We start from the raw sequence: 15,576 nt of genomic DNA on the forward strand, positions 1-15,576 counted from the left end.
TCACTGATTATACAGATTCTTATCGAAGAAGTCGAGGATTTCGATCTCGCTCTGATAGGCGCGATGGGCAGGACTGTCAGGGTTCAGCTCCATTGCCGCCAAATAGTTATTTAACGCTTCGCGGCTGTTGCCCTGCTTACGATACGCATTGCCACGCAAAAAGAAAGCCTCGTCCGACTCGGGATGGTCGGTCAGATAGGCATCGAGCCGGCGGATAGCTTCGGTTGTTTGCCCTTCGTGAATCAGTTGTTTTATCTCGTTCATACGGCAAAGATAGGGACTTGTTTGCGAACAACGAGGCTCCCCTGCCGCAAAAATCGTCCGAATCGCAGGTATACAAGAACGGCGCTGCCTTTTTAGAGGAACAGCGCCGTTCGCGTGTATCAATACCGGTAGATGTCCGACTTGAACGGCCCGTTTACCGGAACGCCGATATAGTCGGCTTGTTTTTGGGTAAGTTTCGTGAGTTTGACACCGACCCGCTCGAGGTGCAGCCGAGCCACTTCTTCGTCGAGATGCTTCGGCAGACAATAAACGCCTACTTCGTACTTCTTCTGCCAGAGATCGATCTGCGCCAACGTCTGGTTCGTAAACGAATTGCTCATCACGAACGAGGGATGTCCCGTCGCACAGCCGAGGTTGACGAGGCGACCTTCGGCCAGCAGGAAGATCGAATGTCCGTCGGGAAACGTATACTTATCGACTTGCGGTTTGATGTTCTGATGCTTGATATTCGGGAACGTCACCAGTTTCTCGACTTGAATCTCATTGTCGAAGTGTCCGATGTTGCAGACGATTGCCTGATCTTTCATCGCCTTCATGTGATCGATGGTGATGACATCGCAGTTGCCGGTCGTCGTCACGAAGATATCGCCTTCTTTTACGCCTTCTTCCATCGTCGTCACTTCAAAACCTTCCATCGAAGCCTGAAGCGCACAGATAGGGTCGATTTCCGTCACGATCACGCGGGCGCCGTACGAACGCATCGAATGGGCACAGCCTTTACCCACATCGCCGTAGCCGGCTACGACCACGACCTTACCGGCAATCATCACATCGGTAGCGCGCTTAATCCCGTCGGCCAACGATTCGCGGCAGCCGTACAGATTGTCGAACTTCGATTTCGTTACCGAATCGTTTACGTTGATGGCAGGCACGAGCAGTTCGCCGCGCTCCATCATCTGATAAAGACGATGTACACCCGTCGTCGTTTCTTCCGATACGCCTTTCATCTCTTTGAGCATGTTATGCCAGCGTTGCGGGTCTTCCTTATGGATGCTTTCGAGGAGATTGAGAATCACCTGTTCCTCGTGATTGGCGGCTTTGCGTTTAAGAATCCGGGGATCGTTTTCGGCCGCATATCCCTGATGGAAGAGCAGTGAAGCGTCTCCTCCGTCGTCGACGATAAGGTTCGGCCCTTTGCCGTCGGGGAAACGCAGCGCCTGATCGGTACACCACCAGTATTCTTCAAGCGTTTCGCCTTTCCACGCGAATACAGGCACACCGGCCTTGGCGATAGCTGCCGCCGCATGGTCTTGCGTAGAAAAAATGTTGCAACTTGCCCAGCGCACGTCGGCGCCCAGGTCTACGAGTGTCTCGATCAGAACGGCTGTCTGAATGGTCATGTGCAGCGATCCGGTGATGCGTGCTCCTTGAAGCGGTTTCTTATCCGCATACTTTTTGCGCAGCGCCATCAGCCCCGGCATTTCGTGTTCGGCGATTTCGATTTCCTTACGTCCGAAATCTGCCAGTGTAATGTCTGCCACTTTATAGGGCAGCGTGTTCGTTGTTTCCTTTGCCATAACTTTCTTGTATGATTTTATGGCGCAAAGGTATGAAAATTTCGGATATAACTTTTCACCTCTTTTGTCATTCAGAGCGCGAGCGATGAATCTCGCTCTTCTCTTTCCTTTTCCGGGTGAGATTCCTCCCTGCGTTCGGAATGACAAATGAATTGTCGATGGTTAATTGTCAGTTGTCAATTGTTATGCCGGGTACATGGTTCGGTGTGTACCGGGCATTCCTTCTTCGCTTCGCTTTTCCCCCCTTCGAAGGGGGGACAGGGGGGATGTCCATATCCACGCCATCGCGGGCAAACACTACACAGCAAACAACTCAACAAATAAACATTTCAACACCTCAACGCCGGCAGGGCATACAAGGGCTGAAAGCCTGAATTAAATTCATTCTTCTTTGTTCTATTGCGGAATTCGGGCTAAACATGAGTTCGGCACTTTGACTATAGTCAATGGTCACTTTTTTTCTGTTTTCGGCACTTTGACTATTAGTCAATGACCCACTTTTTTTGTTTTCGACACTTTGACCTATAGTCAATGTGTACTTTTTTTTGTTTTCGGCACTTTGACCATTAGTCAATGACCCACTTTTTTTGTTTTCGACACTTTGACTAATAGTCAATGGACACTTTTTTTTCATTTTCGACACTTTGACCATTAGTCAATGGTCACTTTTTTTTGTTTTCGACACTTTGACTTATAGTCAATGGTCACTTTTTTTCTGTTTTCGGCACTTTGACTATTAGTCAATGCCTCGTTCGTTTTTGTTTTTCATACATTGTCTTACGGAGCATACACCGAAAAAGTACAAAGAGAGGGAGCACCGTATTGTAAGCTGTCGAAAAAAAAAAGCATCTCTTCCGGTGAGAGATGCTATCAATCAATACGCTGTTCGTTTTCGGCAATCAACTTGAGTAATTGCTCTACGGCTTCTTCTTCGGGAATATTCTTCCGCACACACGTTTTCCCTTTATACAGACTGATCCGGCCACGTCCCGCGCCGACATAGCCGTAATCCGCATCGGCCATTTCGCCGGGGCCATTGACGATGCAGCCCATGATCCCGATCTTCAGCCCCGTTAAGTGCGAAGTCGCCGCCTTGATACGGGCGATGGTTGTTTGCAGGTTGTAGAGTGTCCGTCCACACCCGGGACATGAAATGTATTCCGTTCGGCTGATTCGGGCACGCGCGGCTTGCAAGATACCGAAAGCAAGGCGATCGGTCACCGAAGCATCGAATCCATCGCTTGTAATCATAATGCCGTTGCCAATTCCATCGAGAAGCAGTACACCGAGATCGGCCGCCGCTTTGATCTGAAGACTTTCGAGATCGGTCTCATTGTAATGACGATGCAGGATCAGCGGTGTTTGACATTGCGCTTCTTTAAGACGCAGAACGGCTGCACGCGTCTCGTTGACCCCGTCGGCCGACAGATTCTTTAAAACTAAGACAGCCGTATCTCTTCCCTTTCCCTTGATTTCTTCCACAAACGCAGGAGTCAGATCGGCGATGGTCACCTCTATGAAACGGGCATGACTCGGCGTCGAAGTCTCGCCTGTACGGTAGAGTTGTGTTTCGTTCACTTCGGAAGATATCCGAAGATAATCCGGCCGATCGGTCGATGAAATCGCGACATCATCCGGTTTCCGGCATGAAATAACGACAGGAAGATGTTCTCCCCCGATGATTTCGACGGCGTCCGTCACCCGCGTATAATCCGTGGCCGTGCCTTGATAGGTCGAAGGCATACCGGTGAATTCGGTCTCCCTGCAAGCCTCGATATGACGCACCAGCTTACGCGCGACGGGTATTTCGGCTTCGGGAGGCTCGCTAAGCGATACGCGGATGGTATCGCCAATGCCGTCGGTCAGCAGCGCTCCGATGCCTGTGGCGCTTTTGATGCGTCCGTCTTCATCATTACCGGCCTCGGTCACCCCCAAATGCAACGGATAATGCATGTCTTCTTCTTCCATCGTGCGCACGAGCAGTCGTACGGTACGCACCATAACGACCGTATTCGAAGCCTTGACGGAAAGTACGACATCCTGAAAATCCTCTTCTTTACAAAGACGTAGAAACTCCATACACGAAGCCACCATGCCTTCGGGCGTATCGCCGTAACGATTCATGATACGGTCGGAAAGAGAGCCGTGATTCACCCCGATGCGGATCGCCGTGCCATGCTCGCGACAGAGATGGAGAAACGGAACGAAACGGTCGCGTATCTTTTGAAGCTCGGCTGCGTATTCTTCGTCCGTATAGTCTACGCTTCGAAATTTACGCACTCCGTCTACATAGTTACCGGGATTAATTCGAACTTTCTCGACATGAACGGCAGCCACCTCGGCCGCTTTGGGATTAAAATGAATATCGGCCACGAGCGGAGTCTCGCAACCCTTTTCGCGCAATTTGCCGCGGATGAGACCGAGGTTATGCGCCTCCCGCTCGCCTTGCGCGGTGAAGCGGATGTATTCGGCACCCGCTTCGGCCATACTGAGCGCCTGAGCTACGGCCGCATCCGTATCCATAGTCGAAACGTCGGCCATGGACTGGATGCGAATCGGGTTGGTTCCTCCGAGGGGAGTATTCCCGATCGTTACAACCGATGTATGACGGCGTTTCAATTCGTTTTATATTTGAACTTCACAGCGGCCAATTCTTCATTGGCCTTGACGATCTTCTTCTTCAAGTCTTCCTTATAAGCCGCCAGACGAGAACTCAACTCCTCATCGCCAAGCGCAAGCATCTGTACGGCGAGAATAGCGGCGTTCTGTGCTCCGTTGATGCCTACTGTCGCGACAGGAATACCGGGCGGCATTTGTACGATGGCCAATAACGCGTCCATACCGTCGAGCGAAGCATTGATGGGTACACCGATAACGGGTAACGTTGTCATCGAAGCGATCACGCCGCAGAGGTGTGCCGCCATACCGGCAGCCGCGATAATAACTTTGATTCCGCGTCCGGCGGCGTTTTTGGCAAACCGTTCCACCTCTTCGGGAGTACGGTGTGCCGAGAGAGCGTTCATCTCGAACGGGATCTCTATCTCGTCGAGGAATTGTGCCGCTTTATTCATCACGGGCAAGTCTGACGTACTGCCCATGATGATACTTACAACCGGTTTCATTCGCTTATTGCCCGATAAGGTTCTGGTAATCGGCGGCAGAAAGCAGGGCATCGGCCTTGCTCACGTCGTCCGGTTTGATTTTTACGATCCACCCTTTGCCGTACGGATCTTCATTGATCAATTCCGGTTTGTCTTCGAGCTCGGAATTGACTTCGAGAATCTCGCCACATACAGGCATCAACAGGTCCGAAACGGTTTTTACGGCTTCGATAGAGCCGAAAGCCTCTTCCTGAGCCACATGCTCGCCTTCGGTGGGAATGTCAACATAAACGATTTCGCCCAGCTCTTTCTGTGCATAATCGGTAATACCTACATAGGCGCAGTCGCCCTCGACACGGATCCATTCATGATCCTTGGTGTACTTCAATTCTGTCGGGAAATTCATGATTCTAATTTTTTATGGGTTAATGTTATTCCGCGACAAAGATAAAAAACTTTCCGATAACCGTAATGGAGCAATCTGTTTTAAATTTCTTTTCGCAGACGGGCTACGGGGATTCCCATTTGTTCTCGATATTTGGCCACGGTACGGCGTGCCAATCGATAGCCTTTCTCTTTCAGCAGGACTGAAAGCGCATCGTCGGTGACAGGATTCTGTTTGTCTTCCGCATCGATGGTTTCGCGCATAATTTGTTTGATTTCGCGTGTGGATATTTCTTCGCCGCTCTCGTTACGAGCCGATTCGGAAAAGAAGTACTTGAGCGGGAAAATCCCGAAGTTCGTTTGCACGTATTTGCTGTTGCTAACGCGCGAGATCGTCGAAATATCGTATCCAGCACGCTCGGCTACGTCTTTCAGAATCATGGGGCGGAGCTTCGTCTCGTCACCGGTGAGGAAAAACTCGGTTTGCAAGACGACGATCGCTTCCATGGTGCGCTGTAAAGTCTCTTGACGTTGCCGGACAGCATTGATAAACCACTGTGCAGCATCAAGCTTCTGTTTCACAAACTGAACGGCATTGCGCATCTCCGGGCTTCGATTCGTCTTATTGCCGGCATAGTCCCGAAACATATCGCTGTATTCACGGCTGATGCGCAAGTCGGGCACGTCCCGCTGATTCATGCTCAGCGTGAGTTCACCGTTGTGATTTTCGACGATGAAATCGGGTGTGATTTCGTTCATCGCACTCTCGGAAGATTCGTTCCAACCGTTCCCGGGCTTGGGATTGAGCGCCGTTATTTCATGCAAAACAGCTCGCAAGGTTTCGTCATCTATATTCAGCGCCCGCTGAATCTTGTCGTAATGCTTCCGAATAAAAGCCTCAAAATGATAGTCAATGATTTCTGCGGCCTGACGGGTGTAAGGCGTCTGTTCTTTTTTCTCGAGTTGGATATGCAAACACTCCTGCAAGTTGCGTGCTCCGATCCCGATGGGTTCGAAATCCTGAATAACTTTCAAGGTCGGTTCGATATCGGACTCGCTGACGTCTACCCCGGCCTTAAACATCAGGTCGTCCGCAATGGCAGACAGTTCGCGACGCAAATAACCGTCGTCATCAATATTCCCGATGATGTATTCGCCTATTTTCTTTTCTTCCTCGGTCAAATCGCGAAGACTGAGTTGTTCGACAAGAAAGTCGTGGAGCGAAGGGCCGGCAGAAAAGGGAATATCTTCGCGTCGTTCGTTTGTGCCGTTCATCACACGAAGCTGGTAATCCGGAATGTCATCTTCGGTAAGATAGTCGCCAAGGGTTAAATCGGTCTCGTTTTCCGAACTTTCATACATCGTTTCATCCGCCTCGGTACCATCGGTTTCACCATCCGACAAAGGGTCGCGTCCTTCTTCAAGCGCCGGATTTTCTTCGAGCTCCTGCCGGATGCGTTCTTCCATTTCGATGGCCGGCAATTCGAGCATGCGGATAATCTGAATCTGCTGGGGTGAAAGACGTTGTTGTAAACTTTGTTGTAACTGCTGTTTCTGCATAAAAAAGCATCTGAAAACGTATGTGCAAAGGTAGTGCAAAAAAAGAAACAGGGAAAGAACAGCGAGAAGAAAGCAGAAAATATGCGTACCTTTGCGGCTCATGAACAGAGAGAAAAATATGATACGTTTCGATGTGACCTTGCTGGGATGCGGTTCGGCGACACCGACCCTGCGTCACGAGGCAACCGCTCAAGTCGTAAATCTGCACGATAAACTGTATATGATCGATTGTGGCGAAGGAGCGCAGCTACAAATGAGGAGGATGCGTATCCGATTCAATCGTCTGACCCATATTTTTATTTCCCATCTGCACGGCGATCATTGTTTCGGACTGCCCGGATTACTTTCAACGCTCGGTATGTTGGGACGCAAAGGCGAATTGGTGATTCACGGGCCTCATGCTCTCGGAGATTTTATCCGTCCTGTTCTTGCCTTATTCTGCAAAGAAATGGGATACACCGTACGACTGAACCTGATCGATCCGCAGAAGCATGCGTTGGTGATGGAAGATCGTTCGCTCAGTGTCTGGTCTATTCCGCTAAGGCATCGCATACCTACGTGCGGTTACCTTTTTGCCGAAAAACCTCGCGAAGCTCATCTGATACGTGAGATGATCGATTTTTACCAAGTGCCTGTCAAAGCGTTGAGAGGCATCAAGCAAGGAGAAGATTTCATCACGCCCGAAGGAGTAACCGTTCCTCATACGCGGCTGACGCGACCGGCACAACCGCCGAGACGTTACGCGTTCTGTTCGGACACCGCTTTTGAACCGTCTATTGTTCCTTATATTGAAGGGGTTGACTGCTTATATCATGAAGCTACGTTTATGGAGAGTGAGTTGGCACGGGCCAAAGAAACGTTTCATTCTACGGCTCGTCAAGCCGCCGAAATTGCCCGTATGGCAGGTGCAAAAAAACTTGTAATAGGACATTATTCGGCTCGTTACGAAGATATTAATCCGTTACTTGGAGAAGCCCAAGCCGTTTTTTCGAATACCATTGCAGGCCAAGAAGGTATGATTGTACAAATATGACACAACGACCTATTCAAACCAAATTACGCGATACACTGTTCGGCGTTTACCATTATTATTTAATTGTCAAGTGTCAGTGCATAACCATTAACAATTAACCATTGACAATTAACCATTAACAATTATAATTCAGGCTTACAGCCCTCCTCCGAGATGCGATGCCTTTTTCCCCAACGCTTCGCTCCACATTGGGCTAAATTAATGCGCCCTTTCAGGGCTCTTACAGCAATCAGCTTTCAGCGGTCAGTCCTTCGGGTGTTGTGTCCTGTCCTGAAAAAAGTTGCCAATCGTATTTCTTGCCTCGAAGGAAATATTGCCGTTGCGGTTCGGGGTAATGTTCTATGGCATATCGCAATGCGGTACGCGGCATCCGGAGTGCGTGTTGCTCGAGGAAACCCGTCAACGCCTCCCGGTCACGTTTGCCGACTTCGCGCAGCATCCATCCGACGGCTTTGTGGATCAAATCGTGCGGATGAGAAAGAAGTTTTTCGGCCAGCGCGAACGTATCGGCAAATTCACCGTTTCGGATAAACGAGATCGTCGAAACGATCGCGATGCGTTGCTCCCACAGACACGCGCTTTCCGCCATCCGATACAGGATGTCCCGCTCTTTATCGAGCAGATACAGTCCGACGATCGTGGGACAGGTCAGGTCTACCAGATCCCAGTTGTTCGCCCGATCGGCATGCTTGAGGTAGAACGCGTAGATTTCCGATCGTTCCTTTTCGGAAGCTTTCTTGAATCGCTCCGTCAGGATCAGCAGGGCGCAAAGACGCGCTTCGTGATAATCGCTTCGCAGCAGCTTGCGCAGCTCCGGTAGGGGCATCTTGAGATTCGCTTTGGCAATGCTGCGGGTATGCGGCACAACGACCCCCATAAATACGTCGCCTTCGCCGTACTGACCGGGGCCTGTCTTAAAGAAGCGTTGCAGATGCGCCGCCTTGTCCGGCGTACCGACAGACTGTAATTCCGCGATGATGAAAACGGCTGTCATGGACGCAATACCCGGCTGACGGGGCGGTCGTCCTCAAAGAATCCGATGACGTTATCGCTGACGGCGCGCGCCATCTTGATGCGCGAATACGTCGTCTGCGTACCGATATGCGGCGTGAGCACCACATTATCCATCGTCAGCAGTTCGGGAGACGGACGGTCGTTGAACTCGAAGACATCCAACCCCGCTCCGTAGATTTCTTTATTCCGCAACGCTTTGATCAGCGCCTTCTCGTCTACCATGGCCCCGCGTGCCGTATTGATCAGAATGGCCGTGGGCTTCATCTTCTTCAATTCCGCTTCGCCGATGATATGGTGCGTTTCGGGAGTGTACGGGGCATTCAGGGAGACAAAGTCCGACTGCGTAAGTAGTTCGTCCATCGTAACGTATGTTGCCTCGGCTGTTGTTTCTTCATGAAGATCGAGCCGGCGACGGTTATGGTAGATCACTTCCATGCCGCAGGCTCTGGCGCGTTTGCACAAGGCTTTCCCGATACGTCCCATCCCGATGATGCCGAGTGTCATATCCGTCACCGGCATCCCTAAGTTTTCGAGCGTGCCTCGTTTCATTTGGTCGCCGAATTGGCGCACTTTGCGGTCGCATTCGGAAATGCGGCGAGCCGTATCGAGCAGGAGTACGAGCGCGAGGTTGGCCGTCGGCTCGGTTGTCGGTGCCGGCGTATTGGTTACCGTGATCCCTTTCTCCAACGCATAGGCCACGTCGATATTATTGTATCCCACGGCATAATTAGCCACCAACTTCAGCTTCGTCGCCCGATCGATCAACTCTTTATTGACCGGAAAATCCAACATGGAGCAGAGCACGTCGTACTCCGGAATCATCTCCATCACCTCATCGTACGTAAAATCTTTGCCTTTCGGCGGGAAGGTCACGTCATACCTGCTTTCCAGCTCCGCAAACCCCTCGCGGAACATGTCGTACGTAATCAATATCTTCTTCATGATCATTTAAAAAACGGTTTACTGTCGGACAAAAATACACAACATCCGTTGAATGCCATGAAGTTTTACTAATTTTGTTGCCCTAAAGAAAGAAAAAATGGCATTGAACTACATTTGGATCGGCTTTATCTTAGTAGCTTTCGCGGTCGCTTTGTGTAAACTGATTTTTCTTCAGGACACCGATGTTTTCACACAGATCATCTCTTCGACTTTCGATTCGGCGCGGATGGGCTTCGATGTGTCCATCGGGTTGACGGGCATTCTCTCTCTCTGGCTCGGCTTGATGAAGATCGGCGAGAAAGCGGGTCTGATACACGCTTTTGCCCGATTCGCGTCTCCCGTTTTCGGGAAACTGTTTCCGGAGCTACCGAAAGATCATCCGGCCGCGGGTTCTATCTTTATGAATATCTCGGCCAATATGCTGGGACTCGACAACGCGGCCACGCCCATCGGGCTGCGCGCCATGCAGCAATTGCAGGAGCTGAACCCGAAGAAGGACACGGCCAGCAATGCGATGATCATGTTTCTGAACATCAACGCGTCCGGCCTGACGATCATCCCGATTACCATCATGATGTATCGCGCCCAGTACGGTGCGGCCAATCCCTCGGATATCTTTCTGCCTATTCTGCTTACCACCTTCGTTTCTACGCTTGTAGCCATTATAGCCGTCGGCATCGTTCAAAAGATCAACCTCTTCCAACGCAACTTATTGCTTTTCTTTCTGGGCGCGTTCGCCTTTATCGGCAGTCTGGTATGGTTCTTCCGCTCGCTTCCGCAAGAGAAAGTATCGCTATACTCGACGCTGTTCGCCAACGCCCTGCTTTTTTCCATCATTTGCGGATTCATCGTTTGCGGAGTACGGAAAAGGCTGAATGTCTACGACGCTTTCATCGAAGGCGCGAAGGAGGGCTTCCTCACCGCCGTAAAAATCATTCCTTATTTAGTGGCCATTTTGGTGGCCATCGGGGTGTTCCGGGCGTCGGGAGCGATGGATTATCTCGTCGAAGGGCTGCGCTGGTGCGTAACGTCCGTCGGTTTGGACGCCACGTTTGTGGGAGGTGTGCCGACCATGCTGATGAAGCCGTTGAGCGGCAGCGGAGCGCGAGGCATGATGTTGGATGCGATGGGGACGTACGGAGCCGATTCGTTCGTGGGGCGGCTGGCCTGCGTGGCGCAAGGCTCGACGGATACGGTCTTCTACGTCGCGGCCGTCTACTACGGCAGCATAGCCATCCGTAACACGCGGCATACGATTTCGTGCGCGCTGTTGGCCGATCTGGCCGGGGCGCTCACCGCGATAGCCATGACATATTTATTCTTTTCAGCATGATCACTTATCATACAGACGATGTAAAAATGCCCGTATTTCCCAAGCGGAAGACAAGTGTCTGGATTAAACGCGTAGCAGCCCTGCACGGCAGAACGGTTGGAGATATCGCGTATATTTTCTGTTCGGACGAGAAGATTCTCGACGTAAATCGCACGTATTTACAGCACGATTATTATACGGACATCATTACGTTCGATTATTCCGAAGGCGACGCGATATCGGGCGATCTTTTTATCAGCCTCGACACGGTGCGTACCAATGCCGAAAAGTTCGCCGTGGCGTACGACAGCGAATTGTACCGGGTGATCATCCACGGCGTCCTGCATCTGTGCGGGATCGACGACAAAGCGCCGGGCGCCCGCGCCGTGATGGAGCGCTACGAGGACGAGGCGTTGCGACTGCTCGAAGCGCCTCCGGCTACTTGAACAGCTTATAGAGGTTGATCACCGGAGATACGTCGTAAACAGTTTTCCATTTGCCCTCGAACGGATCAAACTCCCGCCCGACGGTGCCATAAAGCCCAAAGATCTCGTTGAACATCGTCGTGGCAGAGATTCCGTAACCGGTATTAGGCACGAAAGGCGAAGGCAACATGGAGCCGTGCCGCGCATTATAGTCCGCTCCCATCGAGTATCGGCCGTAAGCTCCGACGGTAAGCCATGTGTTTACCTGATACGACGCCATAAGGTAACCCACGCCGTCATAATACGGGCGATGACCGAAATTATGGGTATATCGCATCGCGTAAAAGCCGCTCTGAACGAGAAACGACTCGTTGATGCGGGCTTGAACGCCGCCACCGGCCTTATACACGTCACTCACCCCCGGCGCCACTTCCCTGTCGTTATACAGAAGGAGCCGGAGTTTCTGGTCTGCCGTATACGAAGCCACATTTAAATAGTCCGATAGATTCATCGTGCTGAGCAGAGGATAACGGGAAGACTCCCACCGAGTATCGGGCAGATCGAGCGTCATCTTTATCTCTCTTTTTTTTCCCATCGCCGGCAGGGCGGGTGTTCTCAGATTCAGCTTGCTTTCATGCTCTTGCGCCTCCGCGGAAACAAGCGGGAGACAACACAGACACCCTACGCCCAAGAGTTTCGTTATTATCCGGACGAACGGCGGCTTCAAACGCTCTTGCCTCTGTGCGCGAGTGGTCCGGTAAGGAACGATCGGAAGAAGCCGACTCACGCATGTCATTCGTACATTCATCGTTCTACATATCAAAAGTATTCGAACGCAAAGATAAGGAAACTTCGAGAACGGTCTACTCTTTTCGGTAGAATTATTTGCGTGCCGAATGACAGACGAACGAGGATGGTACGGTTTTCAACCCGGATTCCGCAATAGAACAAATAAGCATGAATTTCATTCAGGCCTTCAGCCCTTGTATTGGGTGTTGAGGTGTTGAGTTGTTGAAGTGTTGAGTTGTTTGCCGTGTAGGGGCGAACCTGTGTGTTCGCCCTTCGATGGCGTGGATATGAACAAGCGAAGGGGGAATCGGTGATACACGCATAACCATTGACAACTGACAATTAAATAATAAGGCTCTCTTTCATCTTTCGATATGCGCGGAGGAATGTTAAAAACGGCACCTGTCTTCTTCGGCCGGTGTTTTCTCTTTATCTTTGACAACTCGAACAGATACAATGACAATGATAAAAAAAGGAGATAAGGTACGTTTTTTGAATAGCGTGGGCGGAGGAATCGTCAGAGGGTTCCGCGATAAGCACACGGCATGGGTGGAAGATGAGAGCGGGTTCGAGTTTCCCGTTTCGGTGAGCGAATGTGTGGTCGTGGACGAAGGCGGAGGGACGGCCCGTAACAGCCTTGCCGCGCGCGAAGAACGCTCGCCGGCGGTAGAGCCGGCAGAACCGCCCGTGCGTAAGGAGCCGGAAGAGTATCGGGTCGAGGAGACGCCCGAAGGCGAACGCCTCAACCTCTCGATCGCCTACCTGCCGGTCGATCCGAAGAACCTCACGTCGAGCGGATACGAGGCGTATTTGGTGAACGACAGCAACTATTATCTGTACTATAACTACATGAGTGCCTCGAACCGGAGTTGGACCAGTCGTTCGTCGGGGCTCATCGAGCCTAACACACGCATTTTTATGGAGGAGTTCGGGAAGGAGGACTTGAACGACCTCGAACGGATCTGCGTGCAACTGATCGCTTTCAAGAAAAAGAAGCCGTACGCGTTGAAGAATGCCCTCTCGGTAGAGCTGCGGCTCGATACGGTCAAGTTCTACAAAATACATTGCTTCACCGCGAACGATTTCTTCGACGATGACGCCCTCATTCTTCCCCTCGTCCGGAACGATGTGCCGGAGCGTCCGCTGCTCGTTTCCGCCACCGACCTGCAAGAGGCGATGATGGAGAAGAAACGCGACGACCGCCGCAAGCCTCAACCCGTTTCGAAGCCGAAAGCGCCCGAAGCTCCGATACTCGAAATCGACCTGCATATCTCGCAGCTCCTCGACGACACGACGGGCATGAGCGCTTCGGATATGCTCCACTATCAGCTCGATAAGTTTCATGCCGTCATGCAGGAGCATGCCGGGCAGAAGGGCCGGAAGATCGTGTTTATACACGGCAAGGGCGAAGGCGTGTTGCGTGCCGCCATCGAGAAGGAGCTGAAAACGCGTTACAAATCGTGCGACTATCAGGACGCGTCGTTTCGTGAGTACGGATTCGGGGCTACGATGGTCAAAATACGTTGAGGCGATGGGATTGGAAATTGAACGCAAGTTTTTGGTACGGGGCGACTTCGAGCCGATGGTGGCTCGCCGCAGCCGGATCGTGCAGGGGTATCTGTGCTCGGACGAGGTGCGCACGGTGCGGGTACGCCTCTGCGGCGACGAGGCTTTCCTGACCATCAAAAGCGCGACGAACGAACGCGGATGGAGCCGTTACGAATTTGAACAGCCGATACCGCCCGCTGACGCCGAAGAACTGCTCACGCTTTGCTGTTCGGGCGTGATCGAGAAGGTACGGCACTGGATTCCCTTTGCCGGTCATACGTGGGAGGTCGATGTCTTCTACGGCGACAATGCCGGCCTCGTCATGGCCGAGATCGAGCTGCCTTCGGAAGACGAACCCTTCGAGAAACCCGCGTGGGTAGGCGAAGAAGTCAGCGGCGACCCGCGTTACTATAACGCCATGCTCTCCCGCCACCCTTTCTCCCGCTGGCAGGAGTAGCTTTTTTTGTTGAAGGGTTGGCTACAACAATTACGAATGACAAATTACGAATGACGAATGACGATGTTCAGAACGCGAATTACGCGAATGGCGCGAATCAACGCAAATGAACGAATAGTGAAAAGTGAATAGTGAAAAGTAAAGCAAAGTAGTCAAAGGTAGTCAGAGTAGTAAAGAATAACCATTGACAATTCGGAACATCGTAATTCGTAATTCGTAATTCGTAATTCGTAATTGTTCCCCTCACCCCCTCAACGCCCGCAGGGCTCCACTTTTTTCCCCCTTCCTTTTTCGTTTTTCACTTTTTACTCGTATCTTTGTGCCGGTAAGAACGATAAACACGGACGAACGGGCATGAAACGCATACCGAAACAAACGCTATGGACGACGACGACGCGCACGACACGCCGCCGCCCGAACCCGCAAACGTCCCTTTACCCCCCCTCCCGTTAACATTTATTAATACAAACATCATACCCCTTTACGTCTCCGTATGTCGCATGCGGAGCCAAGGGCGTTACGTATGGTTTCATCATAAAAACACAAAGCTTATGAAAAGAACAGTTTCTTTCGCGGCCGACGGGTTCCGGCCGCACGACACGAAGCGGACCCGCGGTAACCAACCTTTTAGCAGGAGGACACAACGATGAGTAAAACAAGGCACACCATCAAAGCGTATCTCTACGACAAAGTCTTTCCGTGGACGACATCTGTCACTCGGCCGCCACGCGCGGCGGAGCCGACGTCTCCGACGCCGCCATGAGTCACGCCGTAGAACTCTTCCTCAAGGAGATGGCCTACCGATTGTGCGACGGCTTCGCCGTCAACACCGGATACTTTACGGCCATGCCCGTGATCCGCGGCGTATTCCTCAATCCGAACGAAACGTTCGATCCGCAGCGTCACACGCTCCAGTTCCATTTCGCGCAGGGCGAGTTGATGCGTCGCGAGATCGAGAGCGTCGAGGTCGAGATCATGGGTGTCGCCGAGACGGGACTCACCATCGGACAGGTGGAGGACATGAAGAGTCGTACGGTGAACGACCGGCTCACGCCCGGGTTCAACCTGCGCGTGACGGGGACGAAGCTCCGCGTGGTAGGCGACAAGCCCGGCGTCGGCATCTTCTTCCGCGAAACGGCGACGAACACCGCCACGAAGGTGGACGAAGGCGACATCGTGATCAACAACCCCTCGGAGCTGATGATCATC

At 51.8% G+C, this 15,576-nt stretch carries 16 protein-coding genes and 1 pseudogene; 7 read left to right on the forward strand and 10 right to left on the reverse strand.

Annotation, left to right across the window (positions count from 1 at the left end; all coding sequences use genetic code 11):
- The 7 genes from EII41_RS05675 to rpoN form a co-directional block, all read right to left on the reverse strand.
- Nucleotides 1-264 carry a tetratricopeptide repeat protein gene (locus EII41_RS05675; RefSeq protein WP_124789784.1) on the reverse strand — a complete coding sequence of 88 codons (264 nt, stop codon included), beginning with the start codon at nucleotides 262-264 and terminating at the stop codon, nucleotides 1-3.
- Nucleotides 265-383: 119 nt separating this feature from the next.
- Entirely contained in the window at nucleotides 384-1,802 is a 1,419-nt protein-coding gene (ahcY, locus tag EII41_RS05680; protein WP_124751045.1) for an adenosylhomocysteinase, read from the reverse strand.
- 337 nt (nucleotides 1,803-2,139) lie between these two features.
- A complete protein-coding gene (locus EII41_RS05685) occupies nucleotides 2,140-2,418 on the reverse strand; it encodes a hypothetical protein (RefSeq protein ID WP_124789785.1) in 279 nt (92 codons plus the stop codon).
- Between the two features lie 254 nt (nucleotides 2,419-2,672).
- Entirely contained in the window at nucleotides 2,673-4,421 is a 1,749-nt protein-coding gene (ispG, locus tag EII41_RS05690; protein WP_124789786.1) for a (E)-4-hydroxy-3-methylbut-2-enyl-diphosphate synthase, read from the reverse strand.
- The gene (gene purE, locus EII41_RS05695; RefSeq protein WP_124789787.1) at nucleotides 4,418-4,924 is read right to left on the reverse strand and encodes a 5-(carboxyamino)imidazole ribonucleotide mutase; all 507 of its coding nucleotides are present in this window, start codon (nucleotides 4,922-4,924) and stop codon (nucleotides 4,418-4,420) included. Before purE ends, ispG begins: the two co-directional genes overlap by 4 nt.
- 4 nt (nucleotides 4,925-4,928) lie before the next feature.
- The gene (gcvH, locus tag EII41_RS05700; RefSeq protein ID WP_124751042.1) at nucleotides 4,929-5,309 is read right to left on the reverse strand and encodes a glycine cleavage system protein GcvH; all 381 of its coding nucleotides are present in this window, start codon (nucleotides 5,307-5,309) and stop codon (nucleotides 4,929-4,931) included.
- Between the two features lie 80 nt (nucleotides 5,310-5,389).
- Nucleotides 5,390-6,847 (reverse strand): RNA polymerase factor sigma-54, encoded by a 1,458-nt coding sequence (gene rpoN, locus EII41_RS05705; protein WP_124789788.1) that lies wholly within the window; start codon nucleotides 6,845-6,847, stop codon nucleotides 5,390-5,392.
- Between the two features lie 118 nt (nucleotides 6,848-6,965).
- On the opposite strand from rpoN, the gene EII41_RS05710 reads away from it, so the two are divergent.
- A complete protein-coding gene (locus EII41_RS05710) occupies nucleotides 6,966-7,880 on the forward strand; it encodes a ribonuclease Z (protein ID WP_124789789.1) in 915 nt (304 codons plus the stop codon).
- Nucleotides 7,881-8,109: 229 nt separating this feature from the next.
- Here the strand turns inward: EII41_RS05710 and EII41_RS05715 are convergent, their stop codons facing one another.
- Nucleotides 8,110-8,874 (reverse strand): DNA alkylation repair protein, encoded by a 765-nt coding sequence (locus EII41_RS05715; RefSeq protein WP_260425495.1) that lies wholly within the window; start codon nucleotides 8,872-8,874, stop codon nucleotides 8,110-8,112.
- Nucleotides 8,871-9,836, reverse strand: coding sequence for a 2-hydroxyacid dehydrogenase family protein (locus tag EII41_RS05720; RefSeq protein WP_124751039.1), 966 nt, complete (start codon nucleotides 9,834-9,836; stop codon nucleotides 8,871-8,873). Before EII41_RS05720 ends, EII41_RS05715 begins: the two co-directional genes overlap by 4 nt.
- A gap of 97 nt (nucleotides 9,837-9,933) precedes the next feature.
- Here EII41_RS05720 and EII41_RS05725 point away from each other — a divergent pair, with 97 nt between their 5' ends.
- Together EII41_RS05725 and ybeY are read left to right on the forward strand one after the other, a co-directional pair.
- Entirely contained in the window at nucleotides 9,934-11,169 is a 1,236-nt protein-coding gene (locus EII41_RS05725; RefSeq protein WP_124789790.1) for a nucleoside recognition domain-containing protein, read from the forward strand.
- A complete protein-coding gene (gene ybeY, locus EII41_RS05730; protein WP_124789791.1) occupies nucleotides 11,166-11,594 on the forward strand; it encodes an rRNA maturation RNase YbeY in 429 nt (142 codons plus the stop codon). Before EII41_RS05725 ends, ybeY begins: the two co-directional genes overlap by 4 nt.
- Here the strand turns inward: ybeY and EII41_RS05735 are convergent.
- Nucleotides 11,587-12,381, reverse strand: a complete 795-nt coding sequence (locus EII41_RS05735) for a hypothetical protein (protein ID WP_124789792.1) — start codon at nucleotides 12,379-12,381, stop codon at nucleotides 11,587-11,589. The two genes, ybeY and EII41_RS05735, sit on opposite strands and share 8 nt — an antisense overlap.
- Nucleotides 12,382-12,818: 437 nt before the next feature.
- Between EII41_RS05735 and EII41_RS05740 the strand changes: the two genes are divergently transcribed.
- From EII41_RS05740 to EII41_RS14545, 4 genes and pseudogenes are all read left to right on the forward strand, one after another.
- Entirely contained in the window at nucleotides 12,819-13,889 is a 1,071-nt protein-coding gene (locus tag EII41_RS05740) for a DUF2027 domain-containing protein (RefSeq protein ID WP_124789793.1), read from the forward strand.
- 4 nt (nucleotides 13,890-13,893) lie between these two features.
- Nucleotides 13,894-14,367 carry a CYTH domain-containing protein gene (locus EII41_RS05745; RefSeq protein WP_124789794.1) on the forward strand — a complete coding sequence of 158 codons (474 nt, stop codon included), beginning with the start codon at nucleotides 13,894-13,896 and terminating at the stop codon, nucleotides 14,365-14,367.
- Nucleotides 14,368-15,045: 678 nt separating this feature from the next.
- Nucleotides 15,046-15,336, forward strand: a pseudogene (locus EII41_RS14540) (DNA-binding domain-containing protein); the annotation flags it as partial.
- Between the two features lie 6 nt (nucleotides 15,337-15,342).
- A partial coding sequence (locus tag EII41_RS14545; protein WP_260425497.1) for a DUF4469 domain-containing protein occupies nucleotides 15,343-15,576 on the forward strand: 234 nt, incomplete at its 3' end.

The sequence above is a fragment of the Tannerella forsythia genome, assembly GCF_003860135.1.
GTDB classification, from domain to species: domain Bacteria; phylum Bacteroidota; class Bacteroidia; order Bacteroidales; family Tannerellaceae; genus Tannerella; species Tannerella forsythia_A.